Source organism: Paenibacillus sp. OSY-SE (assembly GCF_000283315.1).
Taxonomy (GTDB): Bacteria; Bacillota; Bacilli; order Paenibacillales; family Paenibacillaceae; genus Paenibacillus_B; species Paenibacillus_B profundus.
On record NZ_ALKF01000138.1, the window covers coordinates 1 to 23,454 of the forward strand.

General features: G+C 48.5%; 2 protein-coding genes. Both read left to right on the plus strand.

The features are described 5' to 3' along the window. Positions 1 to 3,626 (plus strand): beta-ketoacyl synthase N-terminal-like domain-containing protein (locus A372_RS33085; RefSeq protein ID WP_019419385.1); only part of this gene is annotated, 3,626 nt, incomplete at its 5' end. 4 nt (positions 3,627 to 3,630) lie between these two features. After that, positions 3,631 to 23,454, plus strand: a complete 19,824-nt coding sequence (locus A372_RS37130; RefSeq protein WP_019419386.1) for an SDR family NAD(P)-dependent oxidoreductase — start codon at positions 3,631 to 3,633, stop codon at positions 23,452 to 23,454.

Here is a 23,454-nt window from a genome sequence, read left to right on the forward strand (position 1 = left end):
TGGAGATGAAAGGTTGGACGCTGGAGCAGTGCGTGCTGTGGGAATTAAAAGATACGATCAATCAGATCCTTAAAATTCCGCAGGAGAAGCTGGATGCAGATGAGAATCTAGAGAGCTTTGGTTTTGACTCCATAAGCTTGGTGGAGTTTGCGGGTGTTTTAAGCGAGCGTTATGAGCTGGAAATCACCCCCGATCTCTTTTTTGGTTACCCAACGCTTGAGAGATTGAGTGACTATTTCCTTACCCAATATCCTGAGCAGATGACACAGTTCTATCAGGAGGAGGAACTTGTTCCTGTGGTAGCAAAGGAACAAGTGGTATCCAAGACAAGAAGTGAGCGTACAGTCCGAAAAGTGAGGAGATCTCATTCCGGCGGAAAAGGCAGGAGTGACAGCGAGGCCGAGCCGATTGCGATCATCGGGATGAGCGGCAGGTTCCCGGATGCGTGGAATGTGGAGGAGATGTGGTCGATCCTGCTGGAAGGCAGGGAAGTCATCCACAAGGCCCCTAAAGAGCGTGCTGAATGGTGGGAGGAGTATGGGCATTCGGAGAATGGAACAGAAACCGGTAAGAGAATGGGGTTTGTTCCGGGAGTGGCCGAGTTTGATCCGCTCTTTTTCGAGATATCGCCACGGGAAGCGGAGAGCATGGATCCCAGACAGAGGCTGCTGTTGCAGGAATCATGGAAAGCGCTTGAGGATGCGGGCTATGGGTCCAAACAGCTTGCCGGTGAAAAGATCGGAATGTTTGTGGGAGTCGAAGAGGGAGATTATCAGTTGCTGGTAGGTGATGAAGGTGGCGTTACATCTAATCATAATGCAATCCTGGCTGCAAGACTCTCCTATTTCTTGAATCTAAACGGACCGAATATGGCCATTAATACAGCCTGTTCTTCTGGCTTGGTAGCTGTGCACCAAGCCTGCTTAAGTTTGCGGAATGGAGAATGTGATACAGCCATTGTGGCGGGGGCTAATCTCATGTCTACGACTAGTAGCTATTTGGCGATGGAGAAAGCAGGAATGCTGTCTCCGGATGGTAAATGCTACGCCTTTGGCAAGCGTGCCAACGGGATGGTACCTGCGGAGGCCGTAGCCGTGGTGGTGTTAAAACGGCTCTCGCAAGCAGAAGCGGATCAGAATCCGGTGTATGCAACGATTGTGGGAAGCGGAATCAACTATGATGGGAAGACCAACGGCATTACAGCTCCGAGCGGTCAATCCCAGACCATGCTCTTCAAGGAAGTGTATGAGCGTTTCCATATCCGTCCGGAAGAGATCGGCTATATCGTCACTCATGGAACCGGGACCAAGTTGGGAGACCCGGTCGAGATCAATGCGTTAGTGGATGCATTCAAGAATGACACCGCCTGCAAGGGCTACTGTGCCTTAACCTCGACCAAGTCCAATCTGGGCCATTCCTTGGCGACATCGGGCATCGTGAGCCTAATCAGTCTGGCGCTTGCCATGAGAAAGGAGACCATTCCCGCCAGCATTAACTGTGAACAGGTCAACGATTATATTCACTGGGAGGATAGCCCGTTCTATATCAACCGGGAGCGGAAGGTATGGACCGATCAGGAAGGAAAGCGGAGACTGGGCGGAGTGAGCTCCTTTGGCATGAGTGGTACGAATGCGCATGTGGTGCTTCAAAGCCATGGTTCGGAAAGCAGCGATAAGAGACGTGTCGCCGCGCAAGAGCCAATGCCTTATTACCTGCTCGCCTTCTCTGCCAAAACCCCCGAATCGCTGCAGAAGCGGATTCAGGATCTGGCGGAGATGCTGGAAGCGAAGCAGGAGATCGGAGCAGGGGAGCTATCCGCGATCAGTTACACGCTGTTGGAAGGCAGACAGCATTTCAACCACCGATGTGCGGTTGTCATTCGGGATCGAGAGGATGCCATGCGGGTGCTGAAACAAGCAGGGGGCAAGGAGCGCTTGCCAAACGTGTTCCAGGGCTTGGTGGCGAGGAGCTTTACCAACCAGGCAGCCATTCGCAAATCTGTGGAAGATATGCTGAAACAGAGCCGGGAGGCTGTTGCCGATCCGAATCACTATCAGGAGATCCTCTATGCACTGGCTGAGTTCTATTGCCTTGGTTATGATGGCATCAGCTGGCAGGGTCTTTTTGGCGATACGGTACCTTCCCGCATCAGCCTGCCGACTTATCCGTTCGTCAAGAAAGAATACTGGGTACAAAACCGAAGGATTCATCCGATCGCGATTGATAGCCAGAAGCAGTTGCACCAGAAGGATTCATCCGTTTCTCCAACACAGAAATCCGATTCGGTTGTTTCAGCCAATCTTGAATTGATGACACAGTCATTCAAAACATTAGAGACATTCGAAACAATCGAAACAGTCGAGACGAAAGCAAAACCTAAAGTAACTTTGCCGGATCTAGAGACCCAAACGGACTTGCTGCCCGAATCAGAAAGCAATATCGGTCATGTAACCGATGCATTGATAAATGAGCTGATCAGCAGCCTGGCCAAAGAACTTTATACCGATCCAGCCGAAATAGACGTGAACAAACCCTTTATTGAATTGGGACTGGATTCTATCATCGGGGTAGAATGGGTTAGCGCTCTAAATAAAAAATATAAGATTGCGATCGCAACTACTAAAATATACCAATACCCTACCGTATTTGAGTTCTCTGAATACATTTCTAGGGAGCTTGATAAAGGGGGAGGGGAGAAAGAGTCAAAGCAAGCTAAGCCTGCAATCAATAAACCCGAAAACATATCTCTCATGTCCTTATCAGATGTGCAACCCTATCCCATGATTAAGGAGCAAGAGGATTCAATATCGATCCCTGATGTATCGATGTCTCGGTCCGAGTATGGAGGCGATACAGCAGCGGATGCCCGATTAAAAGCCGGGTTCTCCATCGAAACGTTGTTAAGGGAATTGTCGGGTAGTTTAGCCAAAGAATTATTCATGGATCTGGAGGATATTGATCTCGAAAAGAGTTTTACAGAGATAGGGCTTGATTCAATTATAGGCGTGGAATGGATTCGTGTAGTCAATAAGCAATTTAAGACAACGATCGGCACGACCAAGATCTATCAGTATCCGACCCTTCCCGAATTTGCGGAATACCTTCTGGGTTTACTGGAACAATCGGATATGCAAATCTATCCAATTCTCAAGGAGCAAGAGGATTCAATGGCGATCCCTGATGTATCGATGTCTCGGTCCGAGTATGGAGGCGATGCAGCAGCGGATGCCCGATTAAAAGCCGGGTTCTCCATTGAAACGCTGTTAAGGGAGTTGTCGGGTAGTTTAGCCAAAGAATTGTTCATGGATCTGGAGGATATTGACCTCGAAAAGAGTTTTACAGAGATAGGGCTCGATTCAATTATAGGCGTGGAATGGATCCGTGTAGTCAATAAGCGATTTAAGACATCGATCGGCACGACCAAGATCTATCAATATCCGACCCTTCCCGAATTTGCGGAATACCTTCTGGGTTTGCTGGAACAAATGGACGTAAAACCTGAGGACATTGATTTGAATCATGAGGAACGGATGGCATTCGATCAATTACTATTGCAGGTATATCAAGGGAAAGTGGATATTGATCATGCGGAAAAGTTGATATTCGGGAATCAGAAGGAGAAATGAAGCCATGGATTTAAGGAATGTACTGAAAGCACTGAAGGAAAAGAAAATAACGCCGGAAGAGGCTAGTAGAGAATTGCAAAAAATAAATTCCGGTCATCATGACAACAGCATAGACTTGATACCGGAAAATTCAGCTGAGCGCGAGCGTAATGTTGAAACCCGTGTTCATGTGGGCGCACCTATTGAAGAACGGGAAAACCGTAATTCGCCTGATCAAACGGAAGCGATTGCGATTATCGGCATATCCGGTCGATATCCGAATGCGGATGAATCAGATCAATATTGGGATATTCTCGTTAATGGTAAAAATACCATACGAGAAATCCCAGATTCACGGTGGGATATAAATCAGTATTATGATCCCCAAATTGCAAAAGAAGGGAGCGTATACTGCAAACATCTTGGAATGATCGACGATGCCGAATGTTTTGATTCCTTGTTTTTTGAAATCCCGCCGTCGGAAGCCAAGATGATGGATCCCCAGCACCGGATTTTCTTGCAGGAGGGATATAAAGCTTTTGAGGATGCCGGTTATAGCCGCCGGGCTCTGAGCAATAAGAAATGCGGTGTATACCTCGGAATTGTCAATGGTGAATATGGCGCGCTCCTTCAGCAAAGCGGTAATGAAAAAATAAGTGCTACGGGCAACAGTAGTGCCATCGGTGCTGCACGCATTGCTTACTATCTCAACCTGAAAGGTCCTGCCGTATCTATCGATACGGCATGTTCCTCTTCATTGGTCGCTACTCACCTGGCCGCGCAGGCGCTGTTGGGCGGAGAAATCGATATGGCGTTGGTAGGCGGGGTGAGTTTATACCTCTCCCCAGAATCTTATATTGGTATGTGTTCGACCGGAATGTTATCACCGGATGGTCAATGCAAAACGTTTGATAACAGCGCGAACGGGTTCGTTCCGGGGGAAGGCGCCGGAGCAGTAGTATTAAAAAGGCTGAAAGATGCGGTCGCTGATCATGATCATATCTATGGCCTTATTATCGGGTCCGGCATCAATCAAGACGGAAAGACAAATGGGATCACAGCACCCAATTTGGGTAGTCAGGTCGAGTTGGTACGGGATATTTATGAACGCTACGATATCGATCCGGCAAGCATAAGCTATGCTGAGATGCATGGAACCGGCACAAAACTGGGAGATCCGATTGAGCTTGAAGCCTTGTCAACAGCATTCGGTGAAAAAAACGATAAACAGAACTATTGCGCTATCGGTTCGGTCAAGAGCAACATTGGTCACACTTCGGCGGCAGCAGGCATGGCGGGTCTTCATAAAATATTGTTGTGCATGAAGCACCAGAAACTGGTGCCGACGTTGAACATCCAAACTCCCAATGAACACTTCAATTTCAAGGATTCTCCTTTTTATATCAACACAGACACCAAATCATGGGAAGGGATAAAAGGTTATCCCCGGCGGTCGAGCATTAGTTCCTTTGGCTACAGCGGCACTAATGCCCATGCTGTAATTGAAGAGTATGATGATTCGCATGCATCAGGCATAAAGGAAGCACCGATGCCCATTAACAGCCAGCATCCGGGATTGTTTCTCCTTTCGGCACGAAGCGAAGCCCAGCTCAATATTTACGCCAAAAAGTTGAAAGACTGCCTCGAGGCAAATCCTGCAATCAATCTTGTTAATTTGTTATATACCCTGCAAGTAGGCAGGGAACCTATGGAAGAACGGCTCGCAATCCTTGTTTCCGGAAGGGAGGATTTATCCGAAAAACTCTCGCTTTATCTGACGAACGGGGGTCCTGACATATTCCGAGGCAAAGTGAAAAAGAACGATATCCGGCTCAAAGATGCTGCAGACCGGCTGAAAAGAGACTCGGATATCGGCAGTGCGGCCGGAGACAGAAGAATCGGAAATGCTCTTGATTCGCAAAAACTTGTTGAACTGGCCCAGCGGTGGATCAATGGCGAGGTCGTGGACTGGGAAGCCTTGTATGACGGGTATGCGGCGAGACGGCTCTCCCTTCCGACTTACCCCTTTGAGAAGGAAGTCCATTGGTTGCTCCAAAAGGAGAAAGGCACTCCGCGGAAAGCAGTGGACAAGCCGAATTCAACTTTAATCCATCCATTGCTGCATGAGAATGTTTCTGATTTTTCAGAGCAAATCTTCCGCTCGGTTTTCACCGGTCATGAGTTTTTCCTTGACGACCACCGAGTGAATGATCGAAAAATTCTGCCAGGGGCGGCTGTTCTGGAAATGGCCCGGGCCGCCGGTGAACTAGCCGGCGGGAAGACGGTCTACAGTATCAAGGATATCGTCTGGCTCTACCCGATCGAGGTTAAGGATGACAGGCAGACCGTAAATATCCGTCTGTATCCGGATGGGAATAGAGCAGTTTTCGAGGTGAGCATTCCAGATGAATCAGGCCGGAATAGCGGTGAAGAGATCCTGTGCGCGGAGGGGAAACTCGAATATGAGGACAGCACCGATGCACGGGACAGCCAAGATTCATTAGACATCGCAACACTTAAAGCCCACTGTCGCACCGGGATTGAAGGTCAAAGGATTTATGAAGCGATGAAGGCCGACGGTCTGATGTATGGGCCCTGCTTTCAGACGATTGCGGAAGTGAATTATAACGAAAATGAGGTGTTGGCTCACTTTAAGCTCATGGTGTCGGATATTAGGGAGAAGCGTGAAGGGGAGAAAAATTTTATTTTACATCCCGCCCTCCTGGATGGGGCATTACAGTCCATATCCTCACTTTTGCAAAAAAGTGAAGGGCAGAAAGATCGGCTCTACCTGCCTTTCTCCATGGACAGGATCCGGATAGGCTCTCCACTGCCGGAAGCTGGCTATGTGTACGCAACGAGATCAAAAAAACAGTTGAATACCGGAGATAGCGATGATCTGATAAAGTGTTTTGATATCACAGTCGTAGATGGTACGGGAAAAATATGTGTGGAGATCGAAGGTTTTCATGTGAAGGCGGTCCAGAACAAGAGTAACCAGACGGATGGGATTGACCCAATTGTCATAGCGCCTGAATCCACACTCTATTTTGAAAACGTATGGGAGGAAGTGGGGGGAAATACAAAGGAAGGTCGACCTGAAACGGAATCGACCGGACCAGTATTGCTTTTTGATACGAATGCTGAACTTCGCAATACGTTACAAACGCTGGCGGGCAATCAGACGGAAAAGGCAAACACGATCATCTTGGTCAAACCGGGAACCGAATACAAGCCGCTCGGCAATCATATTTACGATATCAATCCCTCGCATCCGGAAGATTACAGGACGTTGCTTGCGGATTTGAAACATCAAGATCTTATCCCTAACCGGATTATCCACTATTGGTCATCCGATGAATCGGTCAGAGAACCGAACCGGATCGATACAAGGCTGGAACGGGGTATTTATTCTGTACTTGCTTTGAGTCAGACGCTAATGGAACTGAGGCCGCAGAATAAGGTGCGACTCCTTTATGCGTTTCCAGGTGAGGAAAAGGTAACAATTCCGGAATATGGTGCAATGAGCGGGTTTTCCAAAATCATACAAATGGAAAATCCTGCATTTATTTATAAAACGCTTGAACTAATCACTTCAAGGATGAGTTTGTCCGAAATTGCAGCGTTATTATGGAGGGAATTCCTCGAGAAAGACCGCGAGATCCAAATTCGCCATGATGGACAGCGGCGCTGGGCCAAGAAAATCAGAGAGACGGGAAGGGAGCAAGAGCCTCTTTCCAACAGCTTGATAAGGGATAATGGTGTATATCTCATCACCGGCGGTCTCGGAGGGCTTGGATTAATATTCGCCCGGTATTTATGTGAGAAGGTAAAAGCCAGAATTGTGCTGGCAGGCCGCAGGGAACAGGATGAAAGAGTCTTGAACCTTCTGAAAGAAATCGAAGCCTCCGGTTCAGAGGTGCTTTATGTCCAGGCGGATGTATCGAGTCGGCAGGATGTCGAAGAACTTGTGTCCAAAGCGAGAGCACGATTCAATAAAATCGACGGCGTTATCCATTCGGCAGGCGTCATCAAGGATGCTTTCATCTTGAACAAGAGCAAGGAGGATATGGCGGCAGTCCTGGCTGCCAAGGTCTACGGGACAATGTATCTGGATGAGATGCTAAAGGACGAACCGCTCGACTTTTTTGTGCTGTTTTCTTCCGTGGCTTCTGCATTGGGGAATATCGGACAATGCGATTACGGGTATGCCAACAGTTATATGGATCATTTTGCAGCAAGTCGGGAAGAGCACCGGGCAGAAGGGAAGCGGTCTGGTAAAACCATTTCCATTAATTGGCCGTTATGGGCGGATGGCGGGATGACCATCGAGCGTGAGTCGATTAAGTGGATGGAAGAGAACGCAGGAATGATCTCTTTGAGCCGGGAAGAAGGCATTCAGGCATTGGAGGACGCGTTGCGCAGTCCGGTTCACCAGTTGATTGTTATCAAAGGAAAGGGGAACATGATCCGTCAAGCGCTTCATATTGCCAGCCCTCACAGTGGAGGGACGGATGGGCAAATTTCTGCGCGCAATCGCGAGAGTACTCATCCAGGAGTAGGAATCGAAGCGGCGGAATCGGGAAGAGAGCGATTAAGGGAAGAGACGGAGCGCTACCTTAAAGAGGTCTTATCCCAAAAAACACAAATCAATGTCGATAAAATCGATGTTCTGGAATCATTTGAAAAATACGGTATCGATTCGATCCTAATTATGAGTCTTACCCGCTCACTGGAGGAATCGATGGGCGAACTGTCCAAGACACTATTCTTTGAATATCGGAATATTCGGGAACTGGCAAGCTACTTCATCGAGAATAAGACAGAAACTTTAGTAAAACTGTTTGGAAAAGTGCCTGTTAATAACGCGGAAGAGGCCAGAGTGGGACCCTCGAGAAAAAAATGGGATAAAAAAACAACCGTTGTTGGGGACCGATTCCGTTTTTCCTCATCGGACGGACAGACTCAAGGGGAAACCGGCCGATATGCGGACGATATCGCCATCATCGGGGTGAGCGGACGCTATCCCATGGCTGATAACCTGGAGCAATTCTGGGAAAACCTGAAAAACGGAAAGGACTGCATCACTGAAATCCCTCCGGAGAGATGGGATTATCGCCGTTATTACGATCCGGACAAGGAAAAGATAGGGAAGACATATAGCAAATGGGGTGGATTCGTTAACGATGTGGAGATGTTCGATCCGCTTTTTTTCAATATTCCGCCCATCGATGCTGAATTCATAGATCCTCAAGCTCGGCTCTTCATGCAGGTTTCCTGGCAAGCCCTAGAAGATGCCGGCTATACCCGATCCGCTCTTGAGAAGGATAAAGTAGGGGTCTTTGTTGGTGTCATGAACGGTATGTACGAGTTGTTCGACGGTGAGATTAAAGGAACGAGAGTTCCGGTCGGATCCTCCTACAGCTCGATCGCCAACCGCGTTTCCTATTTTTTCAACTTCCAGGGACCGAGCATTGCATTGGATACAATGTGTTCGTCATCGTTGACAGCCCTCCATCTGGGGTGTGAGAGCATCCGAAATGGCGAGAGCGACCTTGTCATTGCGGGAGGAGTGAATCTTACTCTCCATCCCAATAAATATATCCTGTTGAGCATGGGCAAATTCACTTCCAGCGATGGCCGCTGCAGGAGTTTCGGGGAAGGCGGGGACGGATATGTTCCTGGGGAAGGCGTGGGAGCCGTCTTGTTAAAGCCATTACGTAAAGCCATGGCAGACAAGGATCACATCTATGCGGTGATCAAGGGCAGTTCCATTAATTCCGGCGGGAAAACCAGCGGGTTTACCGTTCCCAATCCGAACGCCCAGGGCGATCTGATCAAAGCGGCGCTTGACCGGACCGACATCGACCCGCGGACGATCAGTTATATTGAAACTCACGGGACAGGAACTTCTTTGGGAGATCCGATAGAGATTACGGGATTGACCAAAGCATTCCGGGAACAGACGATCGACAATCAATACTGTGCCATCGGCTCGATTAAATCGAATATCGGCCATCTCGAGTCCGCAGCCGGGATTGCTGGACTGACTAAGGTGCTGCTCCAAATGCAGCATCGTCAATTGGTTCCCTCGATTCATTCCGAACCAATCAATCCGTATATCAGTTTCAAGACAACACCTTTTTATGTCCAGCAGACGCTGCAGCACTGGGAGGAGCCGGTAGTCCGGAAAAACGGGAAAGAAAGCCGTTACCCGCGGCGGGCAGGAATCAGTTCATTCGGTGCTGGGGGAGCCAATGCCCATATTATCGTCGAGGAATATCAGTCGATGGTTCCGGAGTCTTCAGGAGAGAACAATGTTCCGGAGCTTTACGTTCTCTCTGCCCGGAACGAAGAGAGACTGAAGGAGTATACTGCTTTGCTCCTTGATTATCTGAAAAAGCGGACAGGCTCGCTGCCAGCAGGTCAATCGGCACTCATACTGCCGTCCGACATCTCTCGGCCGACAACTGGCACACTTTCATTAACGAAAATTCGCGATGAGATCATCTCCATCGCCTCTCAAATCATCGGCGTGAATGAATCTGATATCGATCCGAACAGGAATGTGGAGGAATACGGATTCGATCAGGTTCAATTCCAGCTTTTCCTGAACCAAGTTATTCAAAATCTGGAGCTTGATATACCGCCTGCGATGTTCAATTCCTTGCGTTCCATTGATTCCCTTGTGGAATATGTCGGCAGCCTTGCGGAAGCAGAAGCATCAGAGCCACAAACCGTAGATTTATTGCCTTCCTTAGATACCGCTTCGGTTGCCTATACGTTGCAAGTTGGAAGGGAGGCCATGGAGGAACGGCTGGCAATTGTTGCGAAGAGCATGGATGAGTTGACAGAAAAGCTGGCGCTATATCTGGAAGGAAAAGAGAGAATCGAGCAGCTTTACAGGGGGAATATCCTCAACGATAAACTGAAAACAGGGCCGATTGTTGAAGGTGATACTGGAAATACGTTCATTTCATCCTTGATGCATGCACGGGAGCTTAATAAAATCGCCGAGTTATGGGTTGCTGGCGTGGCTCTGGACTGGCGTTTGTTATATTCGGAGCAGACCCCTTACCGTATACCTTTGCCGACTTATCCTTTTGCCAAGGAACGTTGTTGGGTGCTGGATATCGAAAATAGGGACGAAGGAAAGACCCTATCTGTCGAATCGATTCATCCCCTTTTGCATCGGAATACATCGAACATTTATGAATTGCGCTTTAGCTCAAGCTTCAGCGGAAGTGAGTTTTTCCTGGAAGATCATCTGGTAGAAGGGAAAAAGATTTTGCCAGGTGTGGTCTACCTTGAAATGGCTCGCGCGGCTGTCCAATGTGCAATGGGACTTAAGGCGGAGGATGGTATATCCATACGTCTAACAAATGTTGTGTGGATCATGCCAGTCGAGGTTGGGAATCAGCCGGTAACGCTTCATATTTCACTCCTTCCCGACGAATCGGGCGAGATCGCTTTTACGATCTATCGTGATGGAGCGGATGAAGAGGCGGAACCTTTGGTTCATTGTCAGGGAAATGCCCAATTGGATCAAGTTGCGGATATTTCGCCAATGGATATCGAGTCTCTCAAGTCGCAATGCAGAGTAAGCAGCTTAGATGGGAAGGGGTACTACAACCTTTTCAGAACATTGGGGATCGATTATGGACCAAGTCATCAGGGGATTGACAACGTGTATCAGGGTGAGAATCAGGTTCTGGCTGGCCTATCCTTGCCGTCTTCCCTTGAGAACAGCTTCTCGGAATATATCCTTCATCCGAGCCTGCTCGACTCCGCATTGCAGGCAACAATCGGTCTTTCGTTGCCTCTGGTATCATCATACGAAACGGAATTAACTGGCACGAAGGATAAACGGAAAGCAGCACTGCCCTTTGCATTAAACGAATTGGAGATTTTTAGGGCTTGCTCTCCAAAGGTGTGGGCAATGATTCGCCCGGATGCGGATAGTAAACCGGGAGACAGGATTCAGAAACTCAATATCGATATTTACGATACCCATGGGCATCTCTGTGTTCGTCTGAAACAGATCTCATTCCGATCACCTGAAAATGAAGCGGATTTGCTAGATGCATCGGGCACCGCTCCAACTGAACAGCTAATGTTCAGCCCGCAGTGGGAAGAAAAAACGGTATCCGTGGACGTCGAAAATCCTGAATATAGCCGGAGGCTAGTCATACTCTGTGAGCCAAAAGATAAGCTCCTGGAAGGGGTTAAAGCCCAATTGACGGATACCCCATGTATTGCCTTGGAGTCAGATGCGTCAAGCGTCGCGGACCGGTTCCAGGACTATACAGCTCAACTGTTAAAAGAAACCCAGAATATCCTCGCCAGCAGGCGGAAAGAGAGAGTCCTGATTCAGCTATATATCCATACAGATACCGAGACTCAGGTTTTTGCGGGTCTGTCCGGTTTTCTGAAGACAGCACAGATGGAGGAGCCTCATCTCCTGTGTCAATTGATTGAATCAGAGCAGGGAAATAGTGCCGATGAAATCAGCACAATTCTGAATGAAAATAGCAAATCTCCGTTGGACCATCATGTCCGTTACACGGATCGTGGGCGGCTGGTATGGGAGTTGAAGGAATGCACCGTTGCCTCTGACGAAAGACGGAAGCTTCCATGGAAGGATGGCGGGGTATATCTTGTTACAGGTGGCGCAGGTGGCCTTGGGCTTCTTGTTGCCGATGAAATCACCCGTCAAACCAAGAATCCGGTTCTGATCTTGGCAGGCCGGTCAGCACTCAAGGAAAATGCTACGGCTCACTTGAGAGAGTTGGAAGCGGGCGGCGCTACGGTTCGATACAAAGAAGCCGATGTGACGGATGAACGGTCGGTCAATGAACTTGTTCAGGGAGTAATTATAGAGTTTGGAAGCATTCAAGGTGTTATTCATTGTTCGGGTGTCATTCACGATAGTGTGATCTTAAAGAAGAGCGAGAGGGAGTTGCGTGAGGTTCTGGCACCAAAAGTTATGGGGCTCGTCAACCTGGATCAAGCAACAAGAGAACTGCCTTTGGATTTCTTGATCCTCTTCTCCTCCATGGCAAGCGTTACAGGCAATATTGGTCAATCCGACTACGCGGCCGCAAATGCTTTTATGGACCATTTTGCCGCTCGCAGAAATGATTTGGTAGCGAAGAGCAAGCGTTCCGGGCATACCTTATCGATCAATTGGCCGTTATGGAGCGACGGGGGAATGAGGATCGCCGTTGAAATCGAAAAGCTGATCCGGGAAGGCACCGGCCTTGTTCCGATGCGCACAACAACAGGAATGGAGCTGTTGTATGCGAGTGTGGCATCCGACCAGACCCAAGTAATAGCGCTTGAAGGCCATGCTGAGAAGATTCGCAGTTATTTGTTCAACCGTTTACCTGATTCCGCAGATACAGGGAAGCAATCGTTGATTACGGAACTAACTTCCTACACGCCGTACGATGAGGAGAGCATTCAGGAACAGTTTGTCAACGTACTAAAGCGTATGCTTTCCTCCGAGCTCAAGCTTCAGGCTGAACGAATTGACGCCCGTGTTCCATTAGAAACATACGGAATTAATTCCGTGTTGATCATGCAATTGACCAGTCAACTAGAAAAGAGCTTTGGTTCTCTGCCCAAAACATTATTCTTCGAGTACCAGAGCCTGATGGAATTATCGCGGTATTTTTGTGAATCGTATCCTGAACGCGTGAGGAGGATATTAGGCATTGACACAAATCCGGTTTCACCTCAGCCAATGGAGCATAACACAACCGTGGCTGCAAAACAGGCTGGTCCAGGACTTAAAGTGAAGACCCCGCTATGGAAGAATAAAAAATCCTCTCTGTTTATTTCTAGTGAGACAGATGAGAGAGTGTCCAGCGGATTAGATCTGGCCATTATCGGAGTGGCGGGACAATATCCGAAAGCGGCGAGCCTTGAGGAATACTGGAACAACCTGAAGGAGGGAAGGGATTGCGTCACCGAGATTCCCAAAGAACGCTGGGATCATAGTGTCTACTACGACGAAGATAAAAACAAGCCGAACAAGACCTATGCGAAATGGGGCGGCTTCATCGATGGGGTAGATTGTTTTGATCCCCTCTTTTTTAATATCTCTCCGCGTGAAGCGGAAATCATGGACCCTCAGGAACGATTGTTCTTGCAGTGCGTGTACCATACGATCGAAGATGCCGGATATACCCGGAATACGCTTGGCAGGAATATGGAGTTCGGATTCACGAGCAATGTCGGTGTCTTCGTAGGTGTCATGTATGAGGAATACCAGCTGTATGGGGCGCAGGCGCAACTACAAGGCAACATGTATACGCTTACTGGCAGTCCAGCATCGATTGCCAACCGTGTTTCTTATCTCTGCGGTTTCCATGGTCCGAGTATGGCGGTTGATACGATGTGCTCCTCATCGTTGGTCGCGATCCACCTTGCCTGCCAGAGCATTATGAACGGAGAGTGTGAAGTGGCGGTTGCCGGTGGGGTCAACCTTTCCATTCATCCTAATAAGTTCCTGATGCTTGGTCAAAGCGGATTCATGTCGAGCAAGGGAAGATGCGAAACCTTTGGCGCTGGAGGGGATGGCTATACACCAGGGGAAGGTGTTGGAGCGATCCTACTGAAACCAAAGGCAAAGGCGATTGCCGATGGAGACCATATTTACGGCATTATAAGAGGATCGGCAATCAACCATGGGGGCAAAACAAACGGATACACGGTGCCTAACCCTAGCGCTCAAACTAGTGTTATCAAGAGAGCGCTGAAGCAGTCTGGAATAAATCCAAGAGCCATTAGCTACATCGAAGCTCATGGTACCGGCACCTCGCTGGGCGATCCGATAGAGATCGCTGGCCTGAAAAGAGCTTTTGAAGACCAGACGCTAGATCAACAGTTTTGCCAGATCGGTTCCGTAAAATCCAATATCGGCCATTGTGAAAGCGCAGCAGGACTTGCTGGGGTAACCAAGGTGCTTTTGCAGATGAAGTATGGGCAGATTGCTCCTTCGTTACATTCAACGGAGCTCAATCCTCATATCGATTTCGACAATAGTCCGTTTATGGTTCCTCAAGAGCTAACGGAGTGGAAGCGTCCTTTGATCAGCCATAATGGCGAGAACAGGGAATATCCGCGAATCGCGGGGCTCTCATCCTTCGGGGCAGGTGGCGCCAATGCGCATCTAATCATCGAAGAATATATCCCGCAGGAATCATCACAGCCTGTTGTTGCTAGCTCACAACCGGTCATCATTGTTCTTTCTGCCAAAACAGAAGAACAGCTTAAGGAACAGGCAAAGCAATTGCTTTTATGGGTTCGCAAAGAGCAACAGGCAGTTGTAGACTTGCGTAACTTGGCATATACGCTTCAGGTCGGTCGGGAGGCAATGGAGGAGCGTCTTGCGTTTACCGTAACCTCGACTGCTGAGCTTGAGGAGAAATTGAACGATTATTTGGAAGGAAGAAATGGAACAGGCAGTATTTTCAGGGATCAGGCAAATAGCTTCAACAATGTGCTGAGCGTGTTTGATTCGGATAAGGAACTTCAGGATGCATTGGATAAATGGATCAAACAGGCCAAGTATGCGAAATTGCTGGAGCTTTGGGTTAAGGGCCTGTCTCTCGACTGGAGCAAGCTGTATGGAGAGAACAAGCCTAAGCGCGTCAGCCTGCCGACCTATCCTTTTGAGCGCGATAGATACTGGGTATCGTTTAGCCCGACACCGATGCTGCTTAGTAAGAGTGATGGTACTAAACAGGTGGATAAAATTCATCCACTCGTGCATCAAAACATCTCAAGCTTCTATGAACAGCGTTTCTGCTCCAGCTTTACAGGACAAGAGTTTTTCCTAGCCGATCACTGTTTGGGAGAACGAAAAATATTGCCTGGTGCAGCGACTCTGGAAATGGCGCGGGCAGCTGGCCAGTTGAGCGCGGAAAAGAAGATACCGGTCATTAAGGATATCCTCTGGCTTAACCAGATCGAAGCGAAGAACGATAACTGTAAAGTGTATATTCATCTTTACCCAAGTGGCAATACTGCTGATTTTGAGGTAAGTATTGTTGATGAAACGGTACAGATGAGTGCTCTGGCGGAGAGTGAGCGGATCATTTGTACTCAGGGAAGGTTGGAATACGAGGATCTCCCGCTGGCCGAAGCCGATCCAGTATCTCTTGATACGACGGCGATTAGGGAACGTTGTCAATTCCTAATCAAAGGTGCTGAATGTTACGATTCCATGAATGCTAGTGGTCTAATTAATGGGCCGCAATTCCAGGTGATACAGGAGCTGTATTACAACAAATCCGAAGCGTTATCTTTCTTAACACTGCCGTCTGGCCAGAAAGATGACTTGAGCGATTATGCGCTTCATCCCGGGCTATTGAACGGGGCATTCCAAACTGTAATCGGTTTGATGAAACAAGATGAGCATTCCGCTCCTGCTCTCTTTATACCATTTGCGTTATCGGAGATCCGGATATTCGCTCCGTTGACACAAGAGTGCATCGTGCACGTAACATGGTCAAGCAACCCGAATGCGGTACAGTCGTCAATCCATAAATTCAACATCACCATTACGGATGGTTCAGGCAAAATATTAGCCATCTTAGATGATTTTACGTTGAAGTCTTTTATGGTAAATGAGGTAAACGAGGGAAGCGATTCAGCCTTAACTGACAGAATGAATCAAACAAGTCTTGCGCACTCCATCTCTATTAAAGAGAGCGGGATTGAAATTGGGACTCCGTATTTTACGACTGAGTGGAATAAATCGTTAAATAACAGAATCTCCGAACGCCATGTAGGTGGTACAGTTTTGGTGTTCGACACAAATAAAGAGCTATCTCATTTAATAGAGAAGCGGCTTAAGAACGAGAGCGATGCATCCTCTGTCATTCTGGTGAACCCAGGAAATGCGTACCGTGAACTGGGCAATGGCGTTTTCGAGTTAAATCCTTCACTACAAGAGGATTACAAGAAATTGTTGCAGGAACTCAGCCGCCAAGGATTACGGCCAGAGAGAATTATTTTTTACAAGAACAGTATGCGCATGGCAGAAATGGAGAAGGAGTTGGACATCCAGCTCGAACAGGGGATTTATTCCCTCTTTTATTTGAGTCGGGCGTTGATGGAGCAAAAGCCTGATTTCAAAATCCAGTTACTCTTTGCGTTCGTCACGAACAAGGATGAGGTCATACCGGAATACAGCGCCATGAGTGGATTCTCAAGAGTCATCCGGATGGAAAACCCTGCTTTCCTCTATAAAACGATCGAAATACAGAGAGCGGGCACTTCAGTCGAGGGGCTAGCCGAGCGTTCAGACGCTGATCTGTTATTAGAAGAGTTCAATAAGATGGATGCAGCAATCGAAATACGTTATGAGGGCAGTACTAGGTTAGTAAAAGGAATGAAGGAAATTGAAGCGAGGCTTGAGTCTGAATCAAGCAGCCTGATCAAAGATGGTGGTGTATACGTCATCACAGGCGGATTGGGTGAGCTGGGCATGGTATTTGCTCGTTATCTCGCTCAAAAGGCAAAAGCACGGCTCGTGCTGACTGGTCGAAGCGACCTGAACGAGGAAAACCGCGCTAAGCTTAAAGAGCTGGAAGCGGCAGGGGCGGAGATTTTATATGTCAAGGCCGATGTATCCAAGCGGAAAGATGTTGAGGAGATTGTAGCTGAAGCCAAAATCAGGTTCAAAAGAATCGATGGCGTGATCCATTCCGCCGGGGTGCTCAGGGATGCGTTTGTGCTGAAAAAACGTGCGGAAGAGATCGGCGAGGTACTGTCCGCCAAAGTATACGGAACGAAGTATCTTGATGAAGTGCTCCGAGATGAGCCGCTTGATTTCATGGTTCTCTTTTCGTCGGCAGCAGCAGTGCTGGGCAATATCGGTCAGAGTGATTACGGCTATGCGAATAGTTATATGGATCATTTTGCGCAATGGCGGGAAACTCAGCGTGCAGATGGCAAGCGGCTTGGCAAGACCCTGTCCATCAACTGGCCGTTATGGGAAGAAGGCGGAATGACCGTTGACGAGGAATCGCTAAGGTTAATGAAAGATGGAATGGGGATGCTGTCCCTATCCAGTGCAGATGGCATTCCGGTCTTTGAACAGGGATTGCAGCTGTCGGCTACGCATCTTCTTGCGCTTAAGGGGGATGTGAGCAGAATTCGGAAAGCGTTGACGGCACCTTCGAATCAGGAAATTGCAACAAACGGGAATAAGAGTACTGCTCAGAACGAAGCGGTGACCAGCTTGCCTAAGGCCAATCAAGAGGTTCTGCTTAGTCAGATCGAAAGCTACCTTAAAGATTTGGTATCCCGTACAACCAAAATCTCCAAGGGGAAAATACGAGTTGATGAATCCTTTGGCAAGTATGGGATTGATTCCATTTTAATTATCGGGATGAACCGATCCATGGAAGAGGACTTGGGCGAGCTATCCAAAACTCTCTTTTTTGAGTATGGGAATATTAAAGAACTGGCCCGTTACCTGTTGGAAAATAAAAAGGAGAGCCTACTGAAGCTCTTCGGCAAAATTTCCGAAAGTCGTCCGGCAAAATCGGAAGATAAGGACATGGCCCGGATTCGGAAAAAGGAACAGGTTCGCACATCTCGGTTATCGTTACTGCAGCCTGCTCGGACCGCTCCACGGGAAGGAAGGCTCCCAGAGGAAGAAATCGCGATTATCGGGGTAAGCGGACGCTATCCTATGGCCCGTACGCTCGATGAGTTCTGGGGAAATTTAAAAACCGGAAAAAATTGTGTTACAGAAATACCTGACAAGAGATGGGATCACAAACGTTACTATGATCCTGAAAAGGGTATACCAGGGAAGACCTACAGTAAATGGGGAGGATTCATTGAAGATGTGGAGATGTTTGATTCCCTTTTCTTCAATATCCCACCTGCAGATGCTGAATTTATCGATCCTCAGGAACGGTTGTTCCTGGAGACGACTTGGCATGCCCTTGAGGATGCAGGATACCCGCGGAATGCGTTGGAAAAGGAAAAAGTCGGGGTATTTGTCGGAGTCATGTACGGTTTGTACCAGTTGCTTGAAACCGAAGCCAACGGAAACCGGATTTTTGCGCGCTCCTCTTATGCGTCCATTGCCAATCGTGTTTCCTATTTCTTTAATTTTAACGGCCCGAGCATCGCTTTGGATACAATGTGCTCTTCATCGTTGACTGCTATTCACTTGGGTTGCGATAGCATTCGCAAGGGTGAATCCAATGTGGTTATTGCCGGAGGGGTCAACTTGGCACTCCATCCTAGTAAATACCTTCACCTGAGTCTAGGGAACTTTGTTTCCAGTGATGGGCGGTGCAGAAGTTTCGGTGAAGGCGGAGACGGATATGTTCCGGGCGAAGGCGTAGGAGCAGTTGTATTGAAGTCACTTACCAGAGCCATTGCTGATGGGGACCATATCTATGCGGTCATCAAGGGAAGTGCGATTAATTCAGGCGGCAAAACAAGCGGTTACACGGTACCTAATCCTAACGCTCAAGGAGACCTCATCAAGGAGGTGCTGCAGAAGACTAAAATTGATGCAAACACGATCAGCTATGTAGAGAGTCACGGAACTGGTACCGCATTAGGTGATCCGATTGAAATTGCCGGTATTTCCAAGGCCTTTGGCGAGTATATGAATGAGCGCCAGTATTGCTCTATCGGCTCGGTCAAATCGAATATCGGTCATCTGGAATCAGCAGCCGGGATTGCGGCAATTACCAAAGTCTTGCTTCAGATGAAGCATAAGCAACTGGTTCCGTCCCTCCACTCGGAGCAGCTGAATCCTTATATTACTTTCAAGGATACGCCATTTTATGTCCAGCAAACACTCCAAGAGTGGGAACAGCCCGTTGTCTCGAAGAATAACAGGGAACATCGTTATCCTCGAAGGGCAGGCATCAGCTCCTTTGGAGCAGGGGGCGCCAATGCCCATATTATTCTTGAGGAATATGAAGAACCCGTATCACCGTTACTGGACAGGGATGATAATCCGCAGCTTATTGTGCTCTCTGCCCGTAACGAAGAAAGGTTAAAGGCCTATGTTGAACAAATGCGTTCCTTCCTTAATCGATCGGTAACTCCTAATCCTACCGGTCTATTATCGGAAGCCAACCGGATTGAAGCGATCAGGCAGCAGGTCATCCAAGAGGTAGCTGAGATGCTCAGCATCGATCAAACAGTGGTGAATGCCGACGAGCACTTTACCGACTATGGATTTGACCAATATAGCCTGACGGCATTCAGTGAATGGCTGCAGCAAAAATGGGGATCGGACATCCCTCGTGATGTGACGTTTGAGCATTCCACTGTCAATCAGTTGGCCCATTATTTGGCCTCGCATTATGCTGATGAAGCGCTGGAAGGGCCGGTAGTTGAGCATGAACCTGAAGCTGCGGATACCGTTTCCCTTGCAGATCTGGCCTATACGCTTCAAGTCGGGCGCGAGAATATGGAAGAAAGGCTGGCCATTATCGCATCCAACTTAGATGATTTACAGAGTGGATTAGCCGATTACTGCAATGGCAAGCTGGATAATCCAAATCTGAAGCTTGGAAATACCACCGAATTCAGGGAAAAACTCGATATTCTCTTAAACGGCGAGGTAGCGAAAGAGCATCTGAAAAAGCTTATGCAAGAGGGAGACCTGGTGGGAATTTCCGAACTATGGGTCATGGGAGCTGATGTTACTTGGGAAATACTGCATGACAACCGGAAAACAAGAAGGCTCTCGCTCCCTAATTATCCTTTTGCGCGGGAGCGCCACTGGATCATTCCAGACAGAGGAGATGGCAGGCTTGTTCCGGATGATCGCTATCCCGAAGCGGCTGTAGTTTCCCCGCCGGAGCGGGGCGAGACGCCTGCAGTTGGCCAAGCCCAAGTATTCCTGGCGGATGGCGACCAGATTGATGACCGGGTATTGAGCGAGGCTGTGCTCGATTATTTGAAACAGGCTTTCTCTACGATACTGAAAATCCCGGTTAGCCAACTTTCAGCCACGGTAGAATTTGATGCTTATGGGATTGATTCCATTTATATAAATCAGATCAATAAATATTTTGAAACGATCTTTGGCAAACTGCCATCCACCCTGCTCTTTACCTATAAGAACCTGAAAGCCCTGAGCCGGTATTTTGTGGAGCAGCAGCGGGAAAAATCCATTTTAGCTCTCAAATTGCCTGAAAAGCATTGGTTGATGGATCCTCCTGTGAGGACTGGGAATGTGTCTCCGGTTTCTGCAGCCATTGCTGCGCCATCACCTGAACAACGGGACATTCTCGATGCCGAGCAGGCCGATTCTGAACAAGGAATCGCGATTATTGGTGTGAGCGGCATGTTCCCTCAAGCGGGGAATATGGAAGAGTTCATGCAAAATCTAATGGCAGCTAAAGATTGTATTACCGAGATTCCGAAGGAGAGATGGGATCATCGGCAATATCCGAACATTGCATGTAAATGGGGCGGTTTTGTCGAAGATGCCGATAAATTCGACCCTCAATTCTTTAATATTGCACCTATCAATGCCGCGTTCATGGATCCGCAGGAACGCTTGTTCCTTCAGGCTGCCTGGAGTTGCCTGGAAGATGCGGGGTATACTCCTCATGCATTGGAGGACCCAGATGCCGGCGACAATAGGGGCAATGTGGCGGTGTACGCCGGGGTCACTTTTAACGGATATGGCCTGTTTGGCGCAACTGAGATGGCGAAAGGGAATGCTATGCCGCTAAATTCGCAGATTTTTTCGGTGGCTAATCGCGTTTCTTATCTTCTCAACCTGCGCGGTCCGAGCCTCTCGGTTGATACGGCCTGTTCCTCGTCCCTTTATGCCATCCATCTCGGATGCGAAAGCTTGCTTAAGAACGAATGTGACATGGCCATAGCAGGGGGGGTTAATTTATCCCTGCACCCGAGCAAGTATCTCACCTTGGACTGGGCGAAATTCTTGGCCTCGGACGGCCACTGCAGAAGTTTTGGCGAAGGCGGGGACGGATATGTTCCGGGTGAAGGCGCCGGAGCTGTATTATTGAAGCCATTATGGAAAGCCAAAAGAGATCGGGATCACATTTATGGCGTAATCAAGGCTTCGGCGGTCAATCACGGCGGAAGGACCCACGGCTATACCGTGCCCAATCCTGTTGCACAAGCCGAGGTTGTCAAAAAAGCGCTGGAAAAGGCAAATATCGATCCCCGGACCATCAGCTATATCGAGGCGCATGGTACAGGAACTTCTCTTGGCGACCCCATTGAGATATCGGCTTTGACCGATGCGTTCGGTGCTCATTCTTCCGATAAGCAATATTGTTCGATTGGCTCGGTCAAATCGAATATCGGCCATCTTGAGGCAGCGGCGGGAATTGCCCAGGTTGCTAAGGTGCTGCTCCAGTTCAAGCATAAAGTGCTGGTGCCGACCTTGCTCAACGCCGAGCGAACGAATCCAAATATTGATTTTGCCAATACGCCTTTCCGGGTTCAGCTGACAGCCGAGGAATGGAAAAAACCGATACTGGACCAAGACAAACAAATCGAGATACCAAGACGCGCAGGCGTCAGCTCGTTCGGAGTCGGAGGAGTCAATGTTCACCTGATTATCGAGGAATATGAAGCGGAAGCAGAATGTCCACAGCCGAAGAGTGATGCGCTGGTACTTGTTCCTTTGTCGGCCAAGAGCGATAAAGTCCTAAAAGATTACGCTATCAAACTGAAAAATTACCTGACAAGCAACTTACCAGAGATGAGCGGGGCCCCAACAGGCGAAGGGGACAACGATATAGCGCTGCCCGATCTTAGAGATATCGCGTTTACACTGCAGACAGGCCGTATCACCTTGCCGTACAGGGTTGCTTTTGTTGCCTCCGGATACGAACAACTCATCCAGTTACTCGAGCAATATCTGAGAGCAGATGGAAATCAAAAACTGGAGAAAATGAAAGGGCTCTATACCGGAAAGGTAGCGTTAGCGGCAAACAGGGCACAACCGGAAAATCCTGCCGCTGAAAATGAGCATCTGACGCCGGAAGACAGGGTTGTTAGTCTTGCTGAACAATGGGTACAGCGTTCGGATATTCATTTGGCCGACCATTTGACCGAACTTTATGCCGACTATCTTCCTTATCGCGCCTCCTTGCCCGTGTATCCTTTTGAAAAAGAGAGACACTGGTTCTATGGAACTCCTGGAGAGCCTTCACCCCCGGACGAGGTCTCAACTCTGGTTGAGGTGACAAAGGCTGCGGAAGAAGTTGCTGTATCCAGGATTGATGAGCCTCAGACAATATCGCCGGCCAGCTCTGATAGCACAAGCGATACGGGCATGGATTCTTCCAGCCAGGCCGATAACGACGAGGCTGATGGTACGGACACGGAATTCCTATATCAACTTTTCGATTCACCGGATAGTGAGCACCAGGGATTGATGGTCACCTATGTCCAAAAAATGGTCGCCTCCTTGCTTGTCTTTACGGAAGGCAGACTCCCTGATATCGAGCAGGGCTTCTTTGAGTTGGGCCTAGAATCCATCATCTCTGCACAGTTCAAAACCCTCCTCGAAGAGCGGTTTCGACTGGAACTGGATAACCAGGTGCTGTTCAACTACCCGAATATCATCGAGTTATCGGGCCATATTCTCTCGCTGATTGAGTGGGATGAACTGGAAAGTTTCCTTGAAACAGATCAAACAGCAAGCTTGCCTGGATCCGAAAATGTGGAACGTCAGGACAACAACGATCTCTCCGCGGATGAACTGAGTTGCCTGAGCCAGGATGTTCTGCCTGAAGAAATTGAAAATATGGGTGAAGCTGAACTGATCGCCCGATTGCTCCAAGAGATTAATGAGGAAGTATAA

Coding starts and splice junctions, on each gene's coding strand:
- A372_RS37130 (WP_019419386.1), top strand. CDS start 3,631: ATGGATTTAAGGAATGTACTGAAAGCACTGAAGGAAAAGAAAATAACG.